Here is a 17,062-nt window from a genome sequence, read left to right as displayed (position 1 = left end):
ATTAATTCTATGTTTAATTTCTTACTGCATGTTTGAGAGTTTATGTGGAAAATGTGATCATAAAAACTGCTGTACCAATTCTGCTGTTCCTTTAGTTTTTCAGGATGATCTTAAAAAATTAAAAAATATTGATCCAAACTGTGAAGAAAATCTAAAATTTGTTAATATTGATGGCGTAAACGTTTCTGCAATAAAAAAGAAAACTGATTCTTTAGAATGTATTTACTGGGATGCTGAAATGGGTGGATGTACAGTCTATGACGGAAGGCCTATGGATTGCAGATTGTATCCTTTTGACATTTTGTTTCTTAATGGCTCATATCATTGGATTGTATATTCCTGTAATGACAAAAGTGATTGGAAATGGAGTGAAACCCATCTTTCATCGCTAGAATCAGAAGATGGCTTTCCTGATTTAATGAGAAATATTGAGCTTTTTTCAAAACATACTGATATGATTCTTCCAAATGAATCTGAAAAAACACCTTATGTTGTACTTAGAAAAGTTTCCTGGAATTCTAAATAATTTTTTTATGTTTGATTAATGCATATGTAATTCCCCAGTATCCTGCATACCAAAACATGTTTACTGGATGTGTTAAGTCATATCCTTCAAACAATTCTAAATTATAATACCAAATATCCCCCATAGTCAATAACAAAATTCCTGATACCAAAACAATCCATGCTTTACCGATAACACCTTCTTTTAGATTGATTGCCCCAACTACTGCAACTGCGAGTGTTAATGTAACAATGTACACAAAAATAACACCATAGTAGAAATCAAATTCAAAAATGGATATCTCTCCTTCTGTTGTTGATAGAATTGAATAGCCTAATAGTACAATTAATGGCATAATGGCAATCCAAACTTTTGCCTTTTTACTTAATTTTGGAATAAAGAATTTGATGTTTAGAAACAGGTATACAAGTAGCAATGGATATAGCATGAAAAAGAATACATCTGCAATTGATGGGTAAGGTTCTATGTTGTATACAATGTCATACAACATGTAGGTAACTTCTGCTAGGAATATGCTGAGGAATCCACCTGCTAATGCCAAGTTAGCTTTTCCAAACACTTGTGACTTTCCATATCTACTAGCTACATAGAAACCAATTATTGCAACAATTAATGGATTGATGAAAGAAAATATTGACACAATTAGGTCTGAGCTATCTGGGTCAACAAAATAATTTGTAATGACATGAAATGAAATTACTAAAATTGCAATTCCTATGATTGCTTTGTAATCAAATGGACTTTTAATTTTCTCTGGAACTACTTCTGGAACTTCGTTAGGATCCATCTCTGGCTCTTCTTTACGCTCCGACATGTAATATTCATGAATCTCTGATAGATAAATCTCTGTTGGAATAAAAAAAACTACACAAAATTGGTGTTTTCTTTTTAGTTCTATAGGATGTTAGATGGTTGATATTCGCCTTGATCTTTTAGTCTTTCAAATCTTTTTAGAACAAATCTTGCTGTTTCCCGAACATCAATACTTGGATCAACTTCAGCATCTCTGATCATATCAGCTACATGAAATGCTCTCATTAATCCTAAAGATTCTAAGGCTTCGTGTTTTGTTAGCACACTTTTATCATTTAATGCAGCATCAACTAATGCTGGAATTTTACTTTTCATATTTCTACCTGCAATCTGATAACAAACTTCGTGTTTGACAACTCCGTTTGAATCATTTTTCAAAGACCACTCCATAATGTCAGCAATTTTTTCAAAAATTGGATCTCCGCTGGTTCTATTTTCAGCTATTTCTCCTAGTAGCCAAACTGCATCCCATCTTTTTGATTCATCTGATTCATTTTTCAAAATTCTTTCACAAACTACTAATCTGTCTTCTTCAGATAATTCTCTTAACTTATTCTCATCATACACTTCAATTGCCATTTCCAAATCTGGGAATTACTGGTTTTTAATCATTTCTGATCTTTTAGGCTCATATGCCATTTTTTCATATCTTATGCAGCCCTTGATTTTTTAACAAAATTCTTGACATCAATGGTTTTCAGTGGTTTTGATGCATTCCACAAAAATGAGCATAATGTGAATATGTTTTCTACCATTTCAGTGGAATTTGTACAAAGTGAAAAGTCTGTATCTGAACTTGCTTGTTGAACCGAAGATGCAGAGTCCGACATAATCATTTTTTTATTTTGTTGCACAACCATTCTTCCTTTGGATGGTAGTTCTCCAATTTTTGTTTCAGTTGCATTGAATCGTTTAACAAATGGTGTAAGCTTTGGGTCTGTCATATCTACTAGTAATCTAACTTTACCACCATTCTTTTCACAAACGCTAATTTTTTCTGGAATTGTACTATGATACATTCTTGATACATCATCAAGTGTTGTTGCAATGTAAATTGTATCAGTTGTTTCTTCAATCATTTGTGCAATATCTGCATAGATGTTTTGTCTTCCTTGAACAACTCTAAATGTTGGAACTGTACTGATTTGATTTGTTGTTATTTCGTTATTGATTTTATCAATAATTGCTTCACCTGATTTTTTGATTTTATTTACTTCATCTTCTTTTTTACCTAATGCAATTTTTAATGCATCATGAGGATCAGCTGCAATACATAATTTTGGACTAGACAAAGTGGTTGAGATAATATTTCTGCTAACAAGCTTGTCTACTGTTCTATACATTCTTGCTCTGTCAATGTCTAATTCTTTTGCAAGTGCACTTGCAGTAATTGGTCCTGCTCTTAGTAAGTTGAGATATACTTTTGCCTCTAGATCATCTAAGTCTAAAATCTCTTCTAGTTCTGCTGCAATGCCACTGACTTGATCCTGATAAGACATCATTTTCAAACTCTAATCTCCTCTAACCTAGGCTCATTTTGCGTGATTGCATTTAGCACTTTCGAATAAATTCTTAGTATGATGCTTTGATTCATTCCCATATCTGGAAATAGTAAAAACAAATGAGAACTAAAAGATCTGCTTGTGCTAAAACTAACACACAAAATTCTGTTGTGATTTATTTTACAGACAAAATATTATTTTTCATAAATTATTAACATGAGAAATATAATTTGCATTTTGAACAATTCTTTTTGAAAAATGTCTAAAGTGTAATCTACATTACATTAAATGCAATTACTGAGATAATTATCATTACAACTACATGTTTTGTACCTGCAACATACGATCCTGATCCAATTTTTCCTGCCGCAAGACCTCCAAACACTGCTTCAATAATTGCCATGTTGAACAATGCAGATTCTAATTTTTCAATCTCCATTGTAGCTAATGAACCAAACAAACTACCTTGAGCGTTTGGCATTGTGTTTAGACTTTCTTGTACTTTTTCAATTTCTGTAAAGAAACTAGATGTCAGTAATACTGAAACTGCAAGAAATACTCCAAATGAAATGTAAATTGTGTAAGTGTATGGTTGAAGAGCTGACTTTCTACTCTTTTCTAAATTCTGCATTTCTGAAACATGCTTTTGAATCATTTCCAAGTTTTCAGTTACATCTCCTCCAATCTTCATTGCCATCTCTAACAATACAGTTACACGTCTAGAAACTCGAGTCCCAGTTCTTGATGCAAAATTCTCAAAGGCTTCTTCAGGAGGTGTTCCCCAACTCAAATTTGCTCTCAAATTCCTTAATTCAGGCGTCAATGCTCCTAGATTTCTGTCTGCAGCCTGCTCAATGGCCTTGATGAGGTTTGCACCACTTTGCACAGAACTTAGTAATGCTAGTAAGAACACTGGAAGATTTCTATCTATACTATCTTTTCTTTGAACTTCTCTTAGTTGATGAATTGTTAGTGGAATAACTCCTACTAAAATTCCAAAAATTAATCCTACATCTCTAATAGTTGTAGATTCTGAAAATTCTGAAAAATAGAAACTCATTGCAATTACGCTGATTGCTGCAACAATTGAAAATCCTGCAGTCTTTACAATATTATTTTCAAGAATAGATTTTTTTGGTTGAATTTCCCTTAATTTTTTTCTTGGTTTATCTGATCTTTGCATCTTCTACCTCTTTGGAACCATCGTATCCATCATTACCAGCATCAGTACTCCACTAAGTGGAATTACTGCAAATGTTAGAATGTTCATTAGTGTAAGCAAATCAAATCCTGCAAGATCAGGACTCATAATTCCCATAATTGATAGCATAATTACTGCAAGAAGTGGAAAAACTATCAATAGAATTGTGTAAATTTCAGCAACACTACCTAATGATTCGGTAGTTTTTTGCATTAACATCTTTTTTTCTTCTAACTGAACCTTTGCAGTTGCGTTAAAGTATTCTTTAAGATCTCCTCCTGATTGAACTGTGACAATTGCACCCTCTAACAATTCTGAATATGGTCCAGTTGGAGTCCTGTGAATCAAATCTTTGATTGCACTGATCAAATCCATTCCCAAAATATCGATATTTCTTACAATGAATCTTGCATCTTTTACAATATCCTCATCAGTCTCTTCTTTTGCAATTGCCTTGAAAATTCCTTCTAATGTTAATCCACTTGTAGCTAGAGTTGACATGTATCCAATAAAATGTGGAATTTCTTCAACTAGTTTTGATGCTCTGTTTTTTACTCTAATGGCAGGAATTGCTTGGAGCACACCAAATGTCATTCCAAATAACATCAAACCTGTCAATAATGGTAGAATCAAGCCTATGCTAGCAGGTTGAATGTTGATAAACTGTGAGGCAACAAATCCCATTACTGCACCACATGCAGCTGCTATCATACTGAAAAAAACCATGCTTGCAACATACACCTCAAATGGGATTGGCATCATTGCTTGCTTGATAGATTTTTCCAGTGTTCTTAATTTTGGATGTAAAAATTTTACATGTTCATTGAGAATCTTGTAGCTAAACACATGGATTTGCCCAACTGATTCTTCGTTGTTTTTGTTTTTTTGTTTAGCTCCTGCTAAATTCATAACTCTACCTCTAGTCTTTTATGTTCATAGAATCTTTCAGGATCCGCATAATAATCCATAATATTTGATGTTACATCTTTATGGTCTCTGATGTCATTTTTGACCATCCATTCTAATGCTGCTCTTCGTTTAGTTAGTTCATAATTGATTTTTTCTTCTGAATCTCCATCTCTTTCAGTGATTTTTTTGAAAACAACACTGTCTCCCAAATAGTCATGTGTATCAGTACGTGGATTCCATTTGAAAATTTCATGTGTTTTAATTTGACCTGTGTTTTCATCAATTCCATCAATTTCAGAAACCTGAATGATTCTTCTAGCTGATTTATCTCCAACTCTAATTTTTAATTGCAAGGTAATCAAATCCAAACTATTTGAAATCAATGCTTTTGGAACATCCATTGGAGATGACGTTAATCTTGTTAATGTTGCATCAACAGAATCTGCGTGAATTGACGAGAATCCTCCGTGTCCTGTTGCCATGGCCTGGAATAATGTATAGGCCTCTCTTCCTCTTGTTTCTCCTACAATAATGATATCTGGTCTTTGCCTTAGTGCTGCTCTTAGAAGATCGAATTGATTAATTTCACCAATTTGAGTATCTGTAAAATTCTGACGAGATACTGCTGGAATCCAATTCTCATGTGGGAGATTCAATTCCTGAGTATCTTCAATACTGACAACTTTTTGCCCTGGTCTGATAAATGATGCAAGTGCATTTAGTGCAGTAGTTTTTCCACTGGCAGTACCTCCTGCAATAAGCATTGTAGCACGTTTTTCAGCGAGAAACCACATGTAGGCTGCGATATCCACTGAAATTGTTCCGAATTTGATCAAATCAATAATTGTAATAGGATCGGCTCTAAATCGTCTGATTGTAAATGTACTACCTCTTTTTGTGATTTCATGACCTAAAGTGAGATTTATTCTACTTCCATCAGGTAATGATGCATCAATAATTGGGTCTGCCATGGACACATGTTTTCCACAGATGTATGCCATCTTTCTTGAAAAATTGTTCAACTCTGAATCTTTTTCAAAAATAATGTTTGTAGGCATTGATTCAAATTCTCTGTGCCAAATGTAGATGGGAATATTTGTTCCATCACAGCTAATTTCTTCTATCATATGGTCTCTCATTAGAGGTTCAATTTTTCCAAGATGTACAAAATCCCTAATTGCAAAATAATTGATTTTTGCAATATTTTTTGGTGGAATGTTTAATCTGTATTTTTTTACCATGGATATGATTTTCTTTTTGAGTCTTCTTTCAGCATCTTTTTTTGATTTAATGTCATTTAGAGATACTGTTAATTCTGTAATGAGTAATTTTTTGATTATTTCAAATGCTTTTAGTTCTCTTTCAGATAATACTGGTTCGATAATTTGATATCTTAATCCTCCTTTTGCAGTAGGATCTTTGATTACTCCTGCATGAATTTCATTTCTATCCCAATCTAATTTAGATAATGTCATGAATTGTGGAACTTTTTTTTCTTTTTGATTTGAATTTACTCTCTTTGGTTTTTGTAATGTCTTTTTAGATTTTGTGAATATTTTAGAATCTGTCTGTAATTTTTCTAACACAGACAATTTATCCTTGATTATAGTAAACTTCAATTCAGGTATCTGTGAGTAAATAATGCGTTTTAACGCTTGTTCGTCCAAATGAACAACATTTGCCTTTTACTCTTCTTTCAAGTAAAATACACACCATGGTAAGTTATGTGATCATATGTTATGAGGGGTGTCTATAACGTTCGGAAGAAAATCTGGCAAGGATACTGGGAAATTAGAATCAAAATCTGAGCACAAAATTGGTGGATTGGACAATATTTCATCCATTTTCAAAGGACATCCTAACGAATCTGAGGCTAAAACTAAAGATCCTCCAATTGAGGAATTGATTACATCTGAGCCTGATTTGCCTAAACCATCTACTAGCAAATCTGTACAATTAATTCAAGAGATTCAAAAGTTAGATGATAAAACTATCAAACCTTTTGTGGACTACAACGAGGGTCGTATGTTTTATCCACTCCTTTCAAAAATTGGTGAAGTTCAAGACAATGTAGGTTACCTTGATGGCCTTGTTGCTGATGGAATCTTAGAAAAGCAAGTTTATGAAAAATTAATTGTATGTCCAATACATCCGGATACTTTTTCATCTAGTGTTCGATTGTATTGTCCAAAATGCCATTCAATGAGTGTAGAGAAACTGAATTTATTTGAGCACAAGGCTTGTGGGTTTATTACTGAAAGCACTAATTTTGATTTTGCTGATCCGGAAAATTCTATTTGTCCTTCCTGTAAAAAAACTATAAAGAATTTTGATAAAGAAATTAGAATTCCTGCCATGTGGTATCAATGCAATGATTGTTCTGAAAAATTTGATAATGCAGTAATCAAACTACACTGTAGAAAACATGAACATGATTTTGATACAAATTCTGGACAATTTGTTACTACATTTAGCTACAAATTAAAGAATTCAGATATTTCTGTCAATTCAGATACCACACAAATCAAAGATGAATTGCTGAAACTTCTACAAGGATTTAATTTTAATGCTAAACTTAATGTCTCAATTAAAGGAAAAAGTGGCAATGTACATGAAATTCCAATTTATGGAAAGAGCAAGGAAACAAACCAAACAATTCTGATATTCATAAAAAATCAATCTAATGGAATTGATCAATCTGACATGAATTCTATTCTGGTGCCAAAATTAGACATTGATCCTACAAACACATTGCTTGTTACAGTTTCTGGAATCAATGATGGTGTTGAAAGTCTTGGTGAGCATTATGGAATTAATTTGATTTCTGAATCTGATTTCTCTCAAATAATTTCACGTGTTGAAGAATATGTCAAAAAATCATATGCAAAAAAAGGTGGTAAAAAGTGAGAAATGTCTCAAAATTTGCACGAAATAGGCGTGCTGTTAGTCAAGTCATGGGCAGTGTAGTCATCCTAGGAATTGTAAGTTCAGTTGGTTCTGTAATCTTGTTTAATGGAATGGATAGCATTAGTGCATTTACCTATGATTTGTCATTTCACGAACCAGTAAAAAATGAAATTCATAGAGAGGATATTGTTTTTGAACACATTCGTTTTGAGCCTAATACTGATAATTTGATAATGAACTTGGCCAACATTGGAACTGTAGAATCTTCAATTTCTACCGTTACCATAATGAAAGTTGATAATCAAGAAATAATTGCAAATTGGGTTGATGTTAACCAAATAATCCAAATCAAAAATACTGAACAAATAACAATTGACGGTGCAGATGATTCCGAAATTGTTTTACAAGGAACAGGTGTATGGAACGATGCATCTTATGTAGATTCAGATTATAAAATATCCTTGACTACTAATCGAGGAAATTTCTTCACAACTGTGGCTAGTCCATTTAACACATAGGTGATTTAACAAAAATGTTTCAGAAAAAATCTACTAGAAAAAATATTTTTTCCACCCGTCGTGGAGTTACGGATATTATTAGTACCATGATGTTGATGGGAATCACTGTGACTGGTGCAAGTACCTTAACTTATTTTATGAATGATGCATTTGTTGACGGAAATCTTGGTACTATCTCTACATTGGATTCTTCATCTCTGAATATTTTATTATTAGCATATGACACACGTGATTCATCTACGTTGTTGATGATTCCAGATGTGGATAATGAAAATGCAATTAATTCGTTTTTGTGTGGTACTACATGTGCAATTGATGTAAATGAGATTCCGGAAAGCGGAGGAACTGAGTTCATTGTGATGAGAATTCAAAATAATAGTTTAGAATCAATGTTTCTAGAAGACGTTGTAATCAATAATGTTCCCCATTCTTGGGATTCTGCTACATCTGGTGTACAGTTAGATGCATCAACTAATGATTTGTCTGGTCCAACTCGTGATTACCCGGCAGATGGAATGTTTTCAATTTTACCAACTGGAAGTACTCCAATAATTCAAAATGAAAATACTGAAATTCAAAGTGGAGAAATTGTACATATCCTTGTAAAATTAGGACCTGATGATGCTGATATTGCTCTCAATAGTGGAATTGGAGTTTTACTAAATGTTGGAAGCGTTCAACCTGTAGAGTTCTTACTTGAGAGTGGTAGCGCTCAATGAAATCTTGTTATTTTCCTCAAAACAGGCGTGGATTATCCTCTGTAGTAGGAGCATTATTCTTCACAGTACTCATGGTAGCTGGATTCTCTGTACTAAGTTTGGCATTAGATGCCCAGACTGATATTGTAACAACTCAACGAATGGTAACAGATGTTGAAATCAAAAAATTCCAAGAACGTTTTGGAATAGCAGTTTCAACTGATGCAAATAATCATTTGGATATTGCAGTAACTAATCTTGGTCAAAACCCTGTTGAAATATCTAGTATGTGGATAATTAACAAAACTTTGTCAGATGCACCTGCTGCAAGATATACAATTGATTATGCTGATTCATTTGTTACGGGCGGTTCAACAACCCAAATTTTAAATTCTCAAATTTTACAAATGACTCCTGATACATATGATATCAAAGTTGTTTCTTCACTGGGAACCATTGAAATTGCAGAATTAGAAGTTGGACCTGGTGGTTCATCATCAAATGCTTTACGTTCTGTACTTGTAACTGATCCTCCTGATGTAGTATTGGGACAAAATGTGACAATTGGAATGGTAGTAACTAACATAGGTCAACTCCCAATTGATGATGTAACTCCTTCTACTATCTCTGCTAATCCTCCTGCAGCTGTCACTGCTTCATCTACACCAAATTTGGCATCAGTTGATTTGATTCCAGGAGAATCATTTTTGTTCTTATGGGATTATACAATTGATGGAACTGCTGACACTCAAGTAGATTTTTCAAATTTTGCAACAGGTCTAGATGCAAACAATAATTTTGTTCAAAGCAACACTGCATCTGACACAAGTGTTTTACGTGAAGATGAAAGTGGTGATACTTCATCTACTCCAACGATTGTTTTAACACAGGATTTACTTTCTCGTCCTGAAATTTTCTTGACAGTTCCTTCTCCTCTGGGTGATGGAACTTCTGAAACTCATAAGGCATTATGGGGTGCAAATATTGTAAATCCTACTGATCAGGACATGTATGTTAGCAAAGTTGTCATCAGTCTCATCAGTCCTAGAACGAACAACAATGACATTATGTTCAGAGCTGGAAGTGGTTCTGACCTTTGTAATCCTGAAACAGTGTCACCAACACCTGATAATTGGTCTTGTCCTGAACATAACCAATTGGTTTGGACAGATACGACTAATCCAGTCAGAATTCCTCCATTTTCAGTATTCCCATTTAATGCTCTGGTAAATGCTGATAGACTTGCAGGATCCTCTGATACATTATCATCTGTCATTGTTCATGGAAATGTATACACTACAGTTGGACAATTTGGAAAAGCTGGATATGGATCATCCTTTGATAATGGACAGACTGCATTAGCTAATGTCTATTTGTCAGAAGTAGTAGATTCTGTAAGCAAAGATGATATGATATCTAACAAAACTGGAATCGTTTCTGGCACTTCTACTTCGTTTAATGTTGTCTTAGCTGATTTGGAAGCTGGTACATCTCATAAAATCGATGATACCTCTAGACTAATCATTAACATTCCTAAAGGATGGGTTGTAAATGAGCCCAGTATTGATGGACATGGGGATTTTACAACTAGTTATCAGCAATTCGGAGATACTTCATCACAAATTATTGGAGATGTTAGTGCAGATTTAACAAATGGTGGAATTACTATTTCATTTGATGCAACTGCCCCGACAGTTACTACTGAACAAATGTATGTCATGTATTTGTTAGCTGAGGGTTCTGTAGATGATAATTCATTTACTATGGGGCCCCTACAGGAAGCAATATTACAAGTAGTGCCTCCTTAGAAAACTTAGGATAACTAATGAATTTTTTCGTTAATATTTACGACTTAAAATTATTTTAAAAAAATAAAAAAAGAAAGTGTGGTTATAGTTCATTACCTGGTAACAGAGTTTCAATTAAAGCATAACTTGCTCTAAATTTGTCTGAATTTGCAGATAAATTACTACATTGGAAACTGAATGCTGCGTTTCCATTTGGTGATGTTGCCAAACCGTTATAGACACATTCAGTTGTTGCCTCTGGGTCTTGCATGGTATCGTCTCCATCAGCTAATCCCACTGCACTTAGTAGCACTAATGTTGAAACTCTAAGTTCTCCATCAACATCTAGATTTGGTGCAATATGGAATAAATCGTTTTGAATAAATACACATGGTAATTCGGTTTCGAATTCATCACATACGTCGTTTTGACCTTCTGTTACAGCTCCATCAAACTTTACTGTGTCAAAGTGGAAAATTACACCTGGTTCGATGCTTCCACCACTGCCATCTCCGTTGTCATCATTGTAGATTGTACAAGAAACAGTCTTGTCTTTTTTAATCAGAAATGATTCATTGGTTGTAGCTGGGCATTTTTTGTCTCCAGTAATTAGAACTTCAGTGTATGATTCTGTAATTTCATCTGCAATAGTCTGCATTAAGACATAGGGTCCTTTTGGAACTTCTCCAACATGAATAGATGGATCTAATGTATCGGGTGTAAGTGGAAACTCTACTCCTGATTCATCTACTACTTTGTATGAAAAGTCTGCAAATTCTGCTTGACCACCATTGTCTACAGTTAGTGCATTTCTAACTACTATTGTACCTGTTTGTTCTGGCTCTGGTTCATCTCCACATGTTAAAGGATTTGATGCTGAAATTGATGTTTCTCCATCTTTCAATCCGTCAGTGATTTCAAGAGTGTATCCGTTATCACTTACAGTTTGTCCAATGTAAAGATCTTGTGAACATGATGTGTGAATTTGAAGTGTTGAAACTAATTCATCACTGTCTACTTTGTAAACAGCAAATACTGTGTTTGAATGAAGTTTGTCTTTGTGATAACTTGTAGAAGAAAGTGTAATTGGTTCCTCTAGGTTATGCATTACTGAATTAATCTCAGTTAGTATTTTGTCTTCATTTCCAACATGGTCTGTTTTCTTGTATACTTCAATTCTAAATTCACTGTTTACTTCACTGCCGGGAGCAGAAAATGTGAATTTTAGAGTATCTGGTCTTTCACAATCACATGGATCTCTTGGTTCATTATTTCCACAATTGTCATCGTCATCGTCATCATGCCATCCATGATTCCAATTTCCACAATTGTCATCGTCATCGTCATCATCATGCCATCCACCATATGTGGAAAATGCATTTGGAGTTGCTGCTGCAAATCCACCAATTATCAAAATTGATGCAATTGCAGAAAATGTCAAAGTCGTCGATAGTTTTGTCATTGGCAAATTGACGCCTACAATGTATAAACACAAAGTGTTGTATTGTATGAACAACAATTTGAATTGCTGTGCAAATTGAACATCGGCCACTTTAACATCTTTTTGGATTCTTAGAAATCAGAAATGACAAAACTACAGTCAAAACAAAACAAGTTGACATCAAGAAGAGCAGTTGCTCCAGTTATTGCAACCCTTCTTTTGGTAGCAATCGCAGTCGTTGGTGGAAGTATTGTCTTTGTGTTCTCACAAGGATTTTTCAGTTCTGCTCAAATCAGTGGTGCTCCACAAATAGAATCTCTCCAAGTTGTTGGATATGATGCTAGTGATGTGGCTAACCTACAGATTCATGATGGCAGTTTAACTGACAATGCAGGTCCTGCAACAATTGCAGACGGTAACGCAAATGACGGTTTATTAACAACGGAAAGAGTTGCCATCTACGTAGTTAACCAAGGTGTTTCACAAGCAGCATTAACTGAAGTTAGATTTGGTGGTGCAGTTTACAACTATGTTCCAGGTGGAACATTGGAAGACTTTGCAGCCACAGCACTTATGGATGCACAAGACTTTGTGATAGTAACTAGAGGTACTGCTGGAATTGCAGATCTTTCCACAAACCCAACAGCCGTTATTGAACCAGGTCAACAAGCAACAATTCTACTTGAATTAGAACAAAATGTTCAGTTTGGTAGAGATGTTCAAGTCAAATTGACCACAGCACAAGGTGCAGTATTTGCTGGAACCGTTGTAGCAGGTCAACAAAGTGGATAACTCCACCCTTTTTTCATTTTTATGGAAATAAAATGGAGTAAAAAATGGAAAATGGAAAAAAATGATGACACAAAAAAAATCCGTAATTGTCTTACTTTCAATAACCCTACTTTTAGGAGGAAATCTCCAAACAGCTTTTGCTCAGAATTTAGATGCATTAAATGAATACTCTGTTAAATTAGCAATTACACCTGATCACTTAGAAAGTGGTTCCGGAGACCACAATGTTGGATACTTTTTTGTGCTTAGCAAACACGGAGTCCCAATTACATCTTCATATGATGTAGCAGTAAGTTTGAATTCAGATGATCCTGAAATCGCCTCTGTTCCATCAAAAATTATCTTAAAAGCAAATGAAGAATTTGTTACTTTTCCTATTACTGTTGGTGATGAAACTGGGAAAACCACGATTACAGCTACATTAAACGGAAAAACAACCTTTCAAAAAATAGAGGTTGGAACTGACAAATCTTATCTTCCTGACGAACTTTCATTAGAACTTCATATTCCTACAGATGAAATGCACGTAAATTCCAAAATGCCTTTTTCTGTTTTCTTTAAAACTACCGATGATGTTTTAGTGAGGGCACCACATGATGTTGAAATTAGATTAGAGTATGAAAACCGACTTGGTTCAGCTGACTCTGAATCTCTTATCATTAAACAAGGAACCTATTATGCCTGGGGCACATTTTATGCTCATGAAAAAACTGGAAATACGTTTCTAAGAGCAATTCATGATGAATCCGGATTAGATACTGCAAAGAGTATTCATATTTCATCCACTCTACCTACGGCTTTGAAATTATCAGTATTTCCAAAAATGATTCCTGCTGAAATTGATAGAACTTTGGATATTTTTGTAACTGTTGTTGATTCTGAGGGGAATCCTACGAAAACTCCAGATGAAATTCCTTTGGAATTCTTTTCAAGCGAACAATATCCAATTGGTGAAACTTTATCAGACTATGTTTTATCTGAAAGACCTGTAATAAAAAAAGGTGAATTTGGATTTTTATTGCAAGAAAAATTTAGTTTACAAAATCTACTAGAAAATAATATCTTGATTGGTGTTACTGCAGAAGGATATGGTACAGCAACTGATACTTTTAGAACAGTTGGAACATCTATTGAAGGAATTAACAACGTAAAACGAACTGTAAACAACTATGTTGATTTTGGATATGATGTAAAAGACTATCAACACACTGTGAATGTATTTGGTTTGGATATGATTCCAAGTAACGCAACTACATTTTTCACATATCAATTATCAATAATTGAAGATGATGAAGATGATGACGGAATTCTTCCTGATGGCAGAACCGTAGAAATTCATCCTGAATGTGCAGAACAAGAAGATGAATCATCCGGTCTAATTGATGATGATGAAATTACTCATAACAGAGATTTAGATTCTGATGAAATTATTCTTTACTCTGTTGATTGCCTAGCAGAAGATGAACTATACCCTGTCCAAGCTAAAGAAAGTCAATACAGTGATGGCTATGTTCAACAGATCAATGTAATTTCTAGTGATGATGAACTTGCTGAAATTACTGATGGTGGAAAGATTACAAGTTCTTATTCATTTGGTACTGCTGAAATTTCCACTGGTCAAAAAACTGGTCCTTTGACCATTTCTGCATCAGTAAACGGTGTTGGAACTGGTTCTTTTGAAACTCAGGTTGTAAATACCCTTGAACAAAAAGAGGTCAGAATTTTCTCTCCTACAGGTGAGGATAGCCTCATTTTTGATAGAGATGGATTTTTTGATGTTTTCCTTGTTGCACTTGATGGTAGTGAGCGTCCAAAAGTCATGAAAGAAGATGGGAAATACCTGGTTACTCCTACCAATGGTTTAGTAGAAATTCCAAAAGAATCCACCTTTGCTTTTGCACAGTTACGTAGTGATACCTTCAATGTTTCAATTGAAGAAACTAAGGTGACTTTAACAGTAGAGCCTATTGGTGAAAAAGCTAATTTAGATTTGGAAGGAAGTAAAACCTTTGTCACTCAACCTTCATCCCAAATGCAGGTTACATTACCTTTGCAAAAAATCAACGCAAATCATTTACATAATTTTGGAGTAGTGCAATTAGTTGATTTACAGGGAAATCCTGTAATTCCTAAATTTGATGTGAAATCCAAAATTACCTCTTCTGAAGATGGCGTAGTTCAAGTTCTTGATGATGCTGTAATTCCAACAGGTACATCTTATTCAACATTCCCAATTAAAACAACTGGTTCAATTGGAAATACAATGATTCATGCAAGTGCAAAAGGTGTTAATGGTACATCTTCTTATTTGAATACTGCATCATCACAAACACAATTGAACATCTTTACTGGTGGATTATCGACTGAAGTAAAAGCAGATGAGCCAATTGAATTTAGATTATTTGTAGATGATGAAAATGCTGAATCAGTTCCAAATGCATCTCTAAAAATTGTTACAGCTGATGATGCCTTGATTACTCCCGCTGAAGTCAGAACAAGTTCTGATGGTAGCGCAGTTGTAAGCTTGACTGCATTTGATGGACCTTCTATTTCATTTGATATAATTGCAACAGCTGAAGGTTATGCTGAAGGAAAAGATTCCTTTACAGTAAATGTGGATGCCCCTCAACAAACTTTTGATGCCATTGATCTTGAACTTCCTGAATGGATAATCTATATCGTAATTGGTGGAATTTTGATGGTAGGCGTCGTTGTCTTTATGTTCCTCAAAAAATCAAAATCTCAAATTGAAGAAGAATGGGAAGAAGAGGAAGAACTCTAATTTATTTCTGAACTCTTTTTTTATCTCTACAAATTCCACATAGGTAATTTTCTTTTAATTCCTTCAAGTCATGTTGAAATTCTGCAGACTGGGCATATTTTTCTCCCGTCTGTATTCCTCCTGGTACCTGCTTACCACATTTTGTACAATGAATTTCAATTTCGAGCCTAATTCTCCTCTCAGAATCTGGAAAATTCCCTATTTTCATGCCTATCCTTGAAGATTTTTTGATATAAACAAACCTCAATCAATCTCATGGATATTATACCGAAAAACTGTCTTAGAGTATTATGCTATCTGTTTGGTTTAGAGTGATTAGAGTTAGGTTTCTCTTAGCTTCTGTAATTGCAGTTTCAGTTGGATTGTCTTTGAATTGGTGGCAACATAATTCATTTGATATTTTTGATGGTATTTTGACATTTGCTGGAGTTATGGCACTCCACGCTAGTGTTGATTTACTAAATGACTTTTGGGATTTTAAGCGAGGAATTGATACTCAAACCCCAAAAACAAAAATGAGCGGTGGCACTGGTGTATTACCTGAAGGTTTACTCAAACCATCTTCAGTATATAGAGCAGGTATTGCTTTTCTAATAATTGGTTCAGTTATTGGGGGATACTTTGTCTTAACAGATGGAATTATTATTGCAGTAATTTTGGGATTTGCAATTCTTTCAATTTACTTTTATTCTACAAAAATTGTTGACTCTGGTTTGGGTGAATTTTTTGTTGCAGTTAAAGGTTCAATGATTGTACTAGGAACATATTTCATTCAATCTGATCAATTAACTGTTGAAGCTGCAATGGCAGGAACTGTTGTTGGATCATTATCTGCTCTGGTTCTTTTTATTGCATCTTTTCCTGATCATGATGCAGACAAATCTAAAGGAAGGAAGACTCTGGTTATTGCTGTAGGCAAACAAACTGCTTCAAAATTAATTTGGATTTTCCCACTAGTCTCATATTTTGTAATTATTACTGGAGTTGCTTTGAATCTTTTTCCAACTATTTCTTTGATTTGTCTTGTTACAATTCCCTTGATGATAAAGTCGGGAATTGGTCTGAAAAAATATTATTCAACTGTTGATGAACTAATTCCCTACATGTCATCAACCCTGATGTTTAGCCGGATTACGGGAGCTCTATTTGTGGCAAGTTTTCTCATAGGCTTGTCTCTTTAGACATA

Annotated in this window: 16 protein-coding genes; 8 read left to right on the top strand and 8 right to left on the bottom strand. The window is 34.3% G+C overall.

What is annotated here, in order from left to right:
- Positions 1 to 28: 28 nt before the first annotated feature.
- Entirely contained in the window at positions 29 to 526 is a 498-nt protein-coding gene (locus Q0941_RS01365) for a YkgJ family cysteine cluster protein (protein ID WP_299290609.1), read from the top strand.
- Here the strand turns inward: Q0941_RS01365 and Q0941_RS01360 are convergent.
- The 6 genes from Q0941_RS01360 to Q0941_RS01335 all read right to left on the bottom strand — a co-directional run bounded on the left by Q0941_RS01360 (position 519) and on the right by Q0941_RS01335 (position 6,570).
- Complete coding sequence (locus Q0941_RS01360) at positions 519 to 1,340, bottom strand: histidine kinase (RefSeq protein ID WP_299290607.1); 822 nt, start codon at positions 1,338 to 1,340, stop codon at positions 519 to 521. The two genes, Q0941_RS01365 and Q0941_RS01360, sit on opposite strands and share 8 nt — an antisense overlap.
- Positions 1,341 to 1,420: 80 nt before the next feature.
- On the bottom strand, positions 1,421 to 1,918 hold the full coding sequence (locus Q0941_RS01355; protein WP_299290605.1) for a HEAT repeat domain-containing protein: 498 nt from the start codon (positions 1,916 to 1,918) through the stop codon (positions 1,421 to 1,423).
- Positions 1,919 to 1,989: 71 nt separating this feature from the next.
- Complete coding sequence (locus Q0941_RS01350; RefSeq protein WP_299290750.1) at positions 1,990 to 2,841, bottom strand: TrmB family transcriptional regulator; 852 nt, start codon at positions 2,839 to 2,841, stop codon at positions 1,990 to 1,992.
- A 274-nt stretch (positions 2,842 to 3,115) separates the two neighbouring features.
- Positions 3,116 to 4,024: a type II secretion system F family protein gene (locus Q0941_RS01345; RefSeq protein ID WP_299290603.1), complete on the bottom strand. Its 909-nt coding sequence runs from the start codon at positions 4,022 to 4,024 to the stop codon at positions 3,116 to 3,118.
- A gap of 3 nt (positions 4,025 to 4,027) precedes the next feature.
- Complete coding sequence (locus Q0941_RS01340) at positions 4,028 to 4,951, bottom strand: type II secretion system F family protein (protein WP_299290601.1); 924 nt, start codon at positions 4,949 to 4,951, stop codon at positions 4,028 to 4,030.
- Positions 4,948 to 6,570, bottom strand: coding sequence for a type II/IV secretion system ATPase subunit (locus tag Q0941_RS01335; RefSeq protein WP_299290599.1), 1,623 nt, complete (start codon positions 6,568 to 6,570; stop codon positions 4,948 to 4,950). The genes Q0941_RS01340 and Q0941_RS01335 overlap by 4 nt, the downstream gene beginning before the upstream one ends.
- A gap of 127 nt (positions 6,571 to 6,697) precedes the next feature.
- Between Q0941_RS01335 and Q0941_RS01330 the strand changes: the two genes are divergently transcribed.
- The 4 genes from Q0941_RS01330 to Q0941_RS01315 are packed head-to-tail and all read left to right on the top strand — an operon-like array spanning position 6,698 to position 10,882.
- Positions 6,698 to 7,858, top strand: a complete 1,161-nt coding sequence (locus Q0941_RS01330; RefSeq protein ID WP_299290597.1) for a hypothetical protein — start codon at positions 6,698 to 6,700, stop codon at positions 7,856 to 7,858.
- Positions 7,855 to 8,376 (top strand): hypothetical protein, encoded by a 522-nt coding sequence (locus Q0941_RS01325; RefSeq protein ID WP_299290595.1) that lies wholly within the window; start codon positions 7,855 to 7,857, stop codon positions 8,374 to 8,376. The genes Q0941_RS01330 and Q0941_RS01325 overlap by 4 nt, the downstream gene beginning before the upstream one ends.
- 14 nt (positions 8,377 to 8,390) lie before the next feature.
- Positions 8,391 to 9,095, top strand: a complete 705-nt coding sequence (locus Q0941_RS01320; protein ID WP_299290593.1) for a hypothetical protein — start codon at positions 8,391 to 8,393, stop codon at positions 9,093 to 9,095.
- A complete protein-coding gene (locus Q0941_RS01315; protein ID WP_299290591.1) occupies positions 9,092 to 10,882 on the top strand; it encodes a hypothetical protein in 1,791 nt (596 codons plus the stop codon). Before Q0941_RS01320 ends, Q0941_RS01315 begins: the two co-directional genes overlap by 4 nt.
- Before the next feature lie 82 nt (positions 10,883 to 10,964).
- On the opposite strand, the gene Q0941_RS01310 is transcribed toward Q0941_RS01315, so the two are convergent.
- On the bottom strand, positions 10,965 to 12,323 hold the full coding sequence (locus Q0941_RS01310; RefSeq protein ID WP_299290589.1) for a hypothetical protein: 1,359 nt from the start codon (positions 12,321 to 12,323) through the stop codon (positions 10,965 to 10,967).
- 123 nt (positions 12,324 to 12,446) lie between these two features.
- On the opposite strand from Q0941_RS01310, the gene Q0941_RS01305 reads away from it, so the two are divergent.
- Positions 12,447 to 13,094, top strand: coding sequence for an archaellin/type IV pilin N-terminal domain-containing protein (locus tag Q0941_RS01305; RefSeq protein ID WP_299290587.1), 648 nt, complete (start codon positions 12,447 to 12,449; stop codon positions 13,092 to 13,094).
- A 64-nt stretch (positions 13,095 to 13,158) separates the two neighbouring features.
- Positions 13,159 to 15,876, top strand: coding sequence for a hypothetical protein (locus Q0941_RS01300; protein ID WP_299290585.1), 2,718 nt, complete (start codon positions 13,159 to 13,161; stop codon positions 15,874 to 15,876).
- A gap of 1 nt (position 15,877) precedes the next feature.
- Here Q0941_RS01300 and Q0941_RS01295 read toward each other — a convergent pair whose 3' ends face one another.
- Positions 15,878 to 16,084, bottom strand: coding sequence for a hypothetical protein (locus Q0941_RS01295; protein ID WP_299290583.1), 207 nt, complete (start codon positions 16,082 to 16,084; stop codon positions 15,878 to 15,880).
- An 82-nt stretch (positions 16,085 to 16,166) separates the two neighbouring features.
- On the opposite strand from Q0941_RS01295, the gene Q0941_RS01290 reads away from it, so the two are divergent.
- Positions 16,167 to 17,057, top strand: a complete 891-nt coding sequence (locus Q0941_RS01290; protein WP_299290581.1) for a prenyltransferase — start codon at positions 16,167 to 16,169, stop codon at positions 17,055 to 17,057.
- Positions 17,058 to 17,062: the final 5 nt, after the last annotated feature.

It is taken from the genome of Candidatus Nitrosopumilus sp. (assembly GCF_028278985.1).
Lineage (GTDB): Archaea > Thermoproteota > Nitrososphaeria > Nitrososphaerales > Nitrosopumilaceae > Nitrosopumilus.
This window is presented reverse-complemented; position numbering and strand designations above follow the sequence as displayed.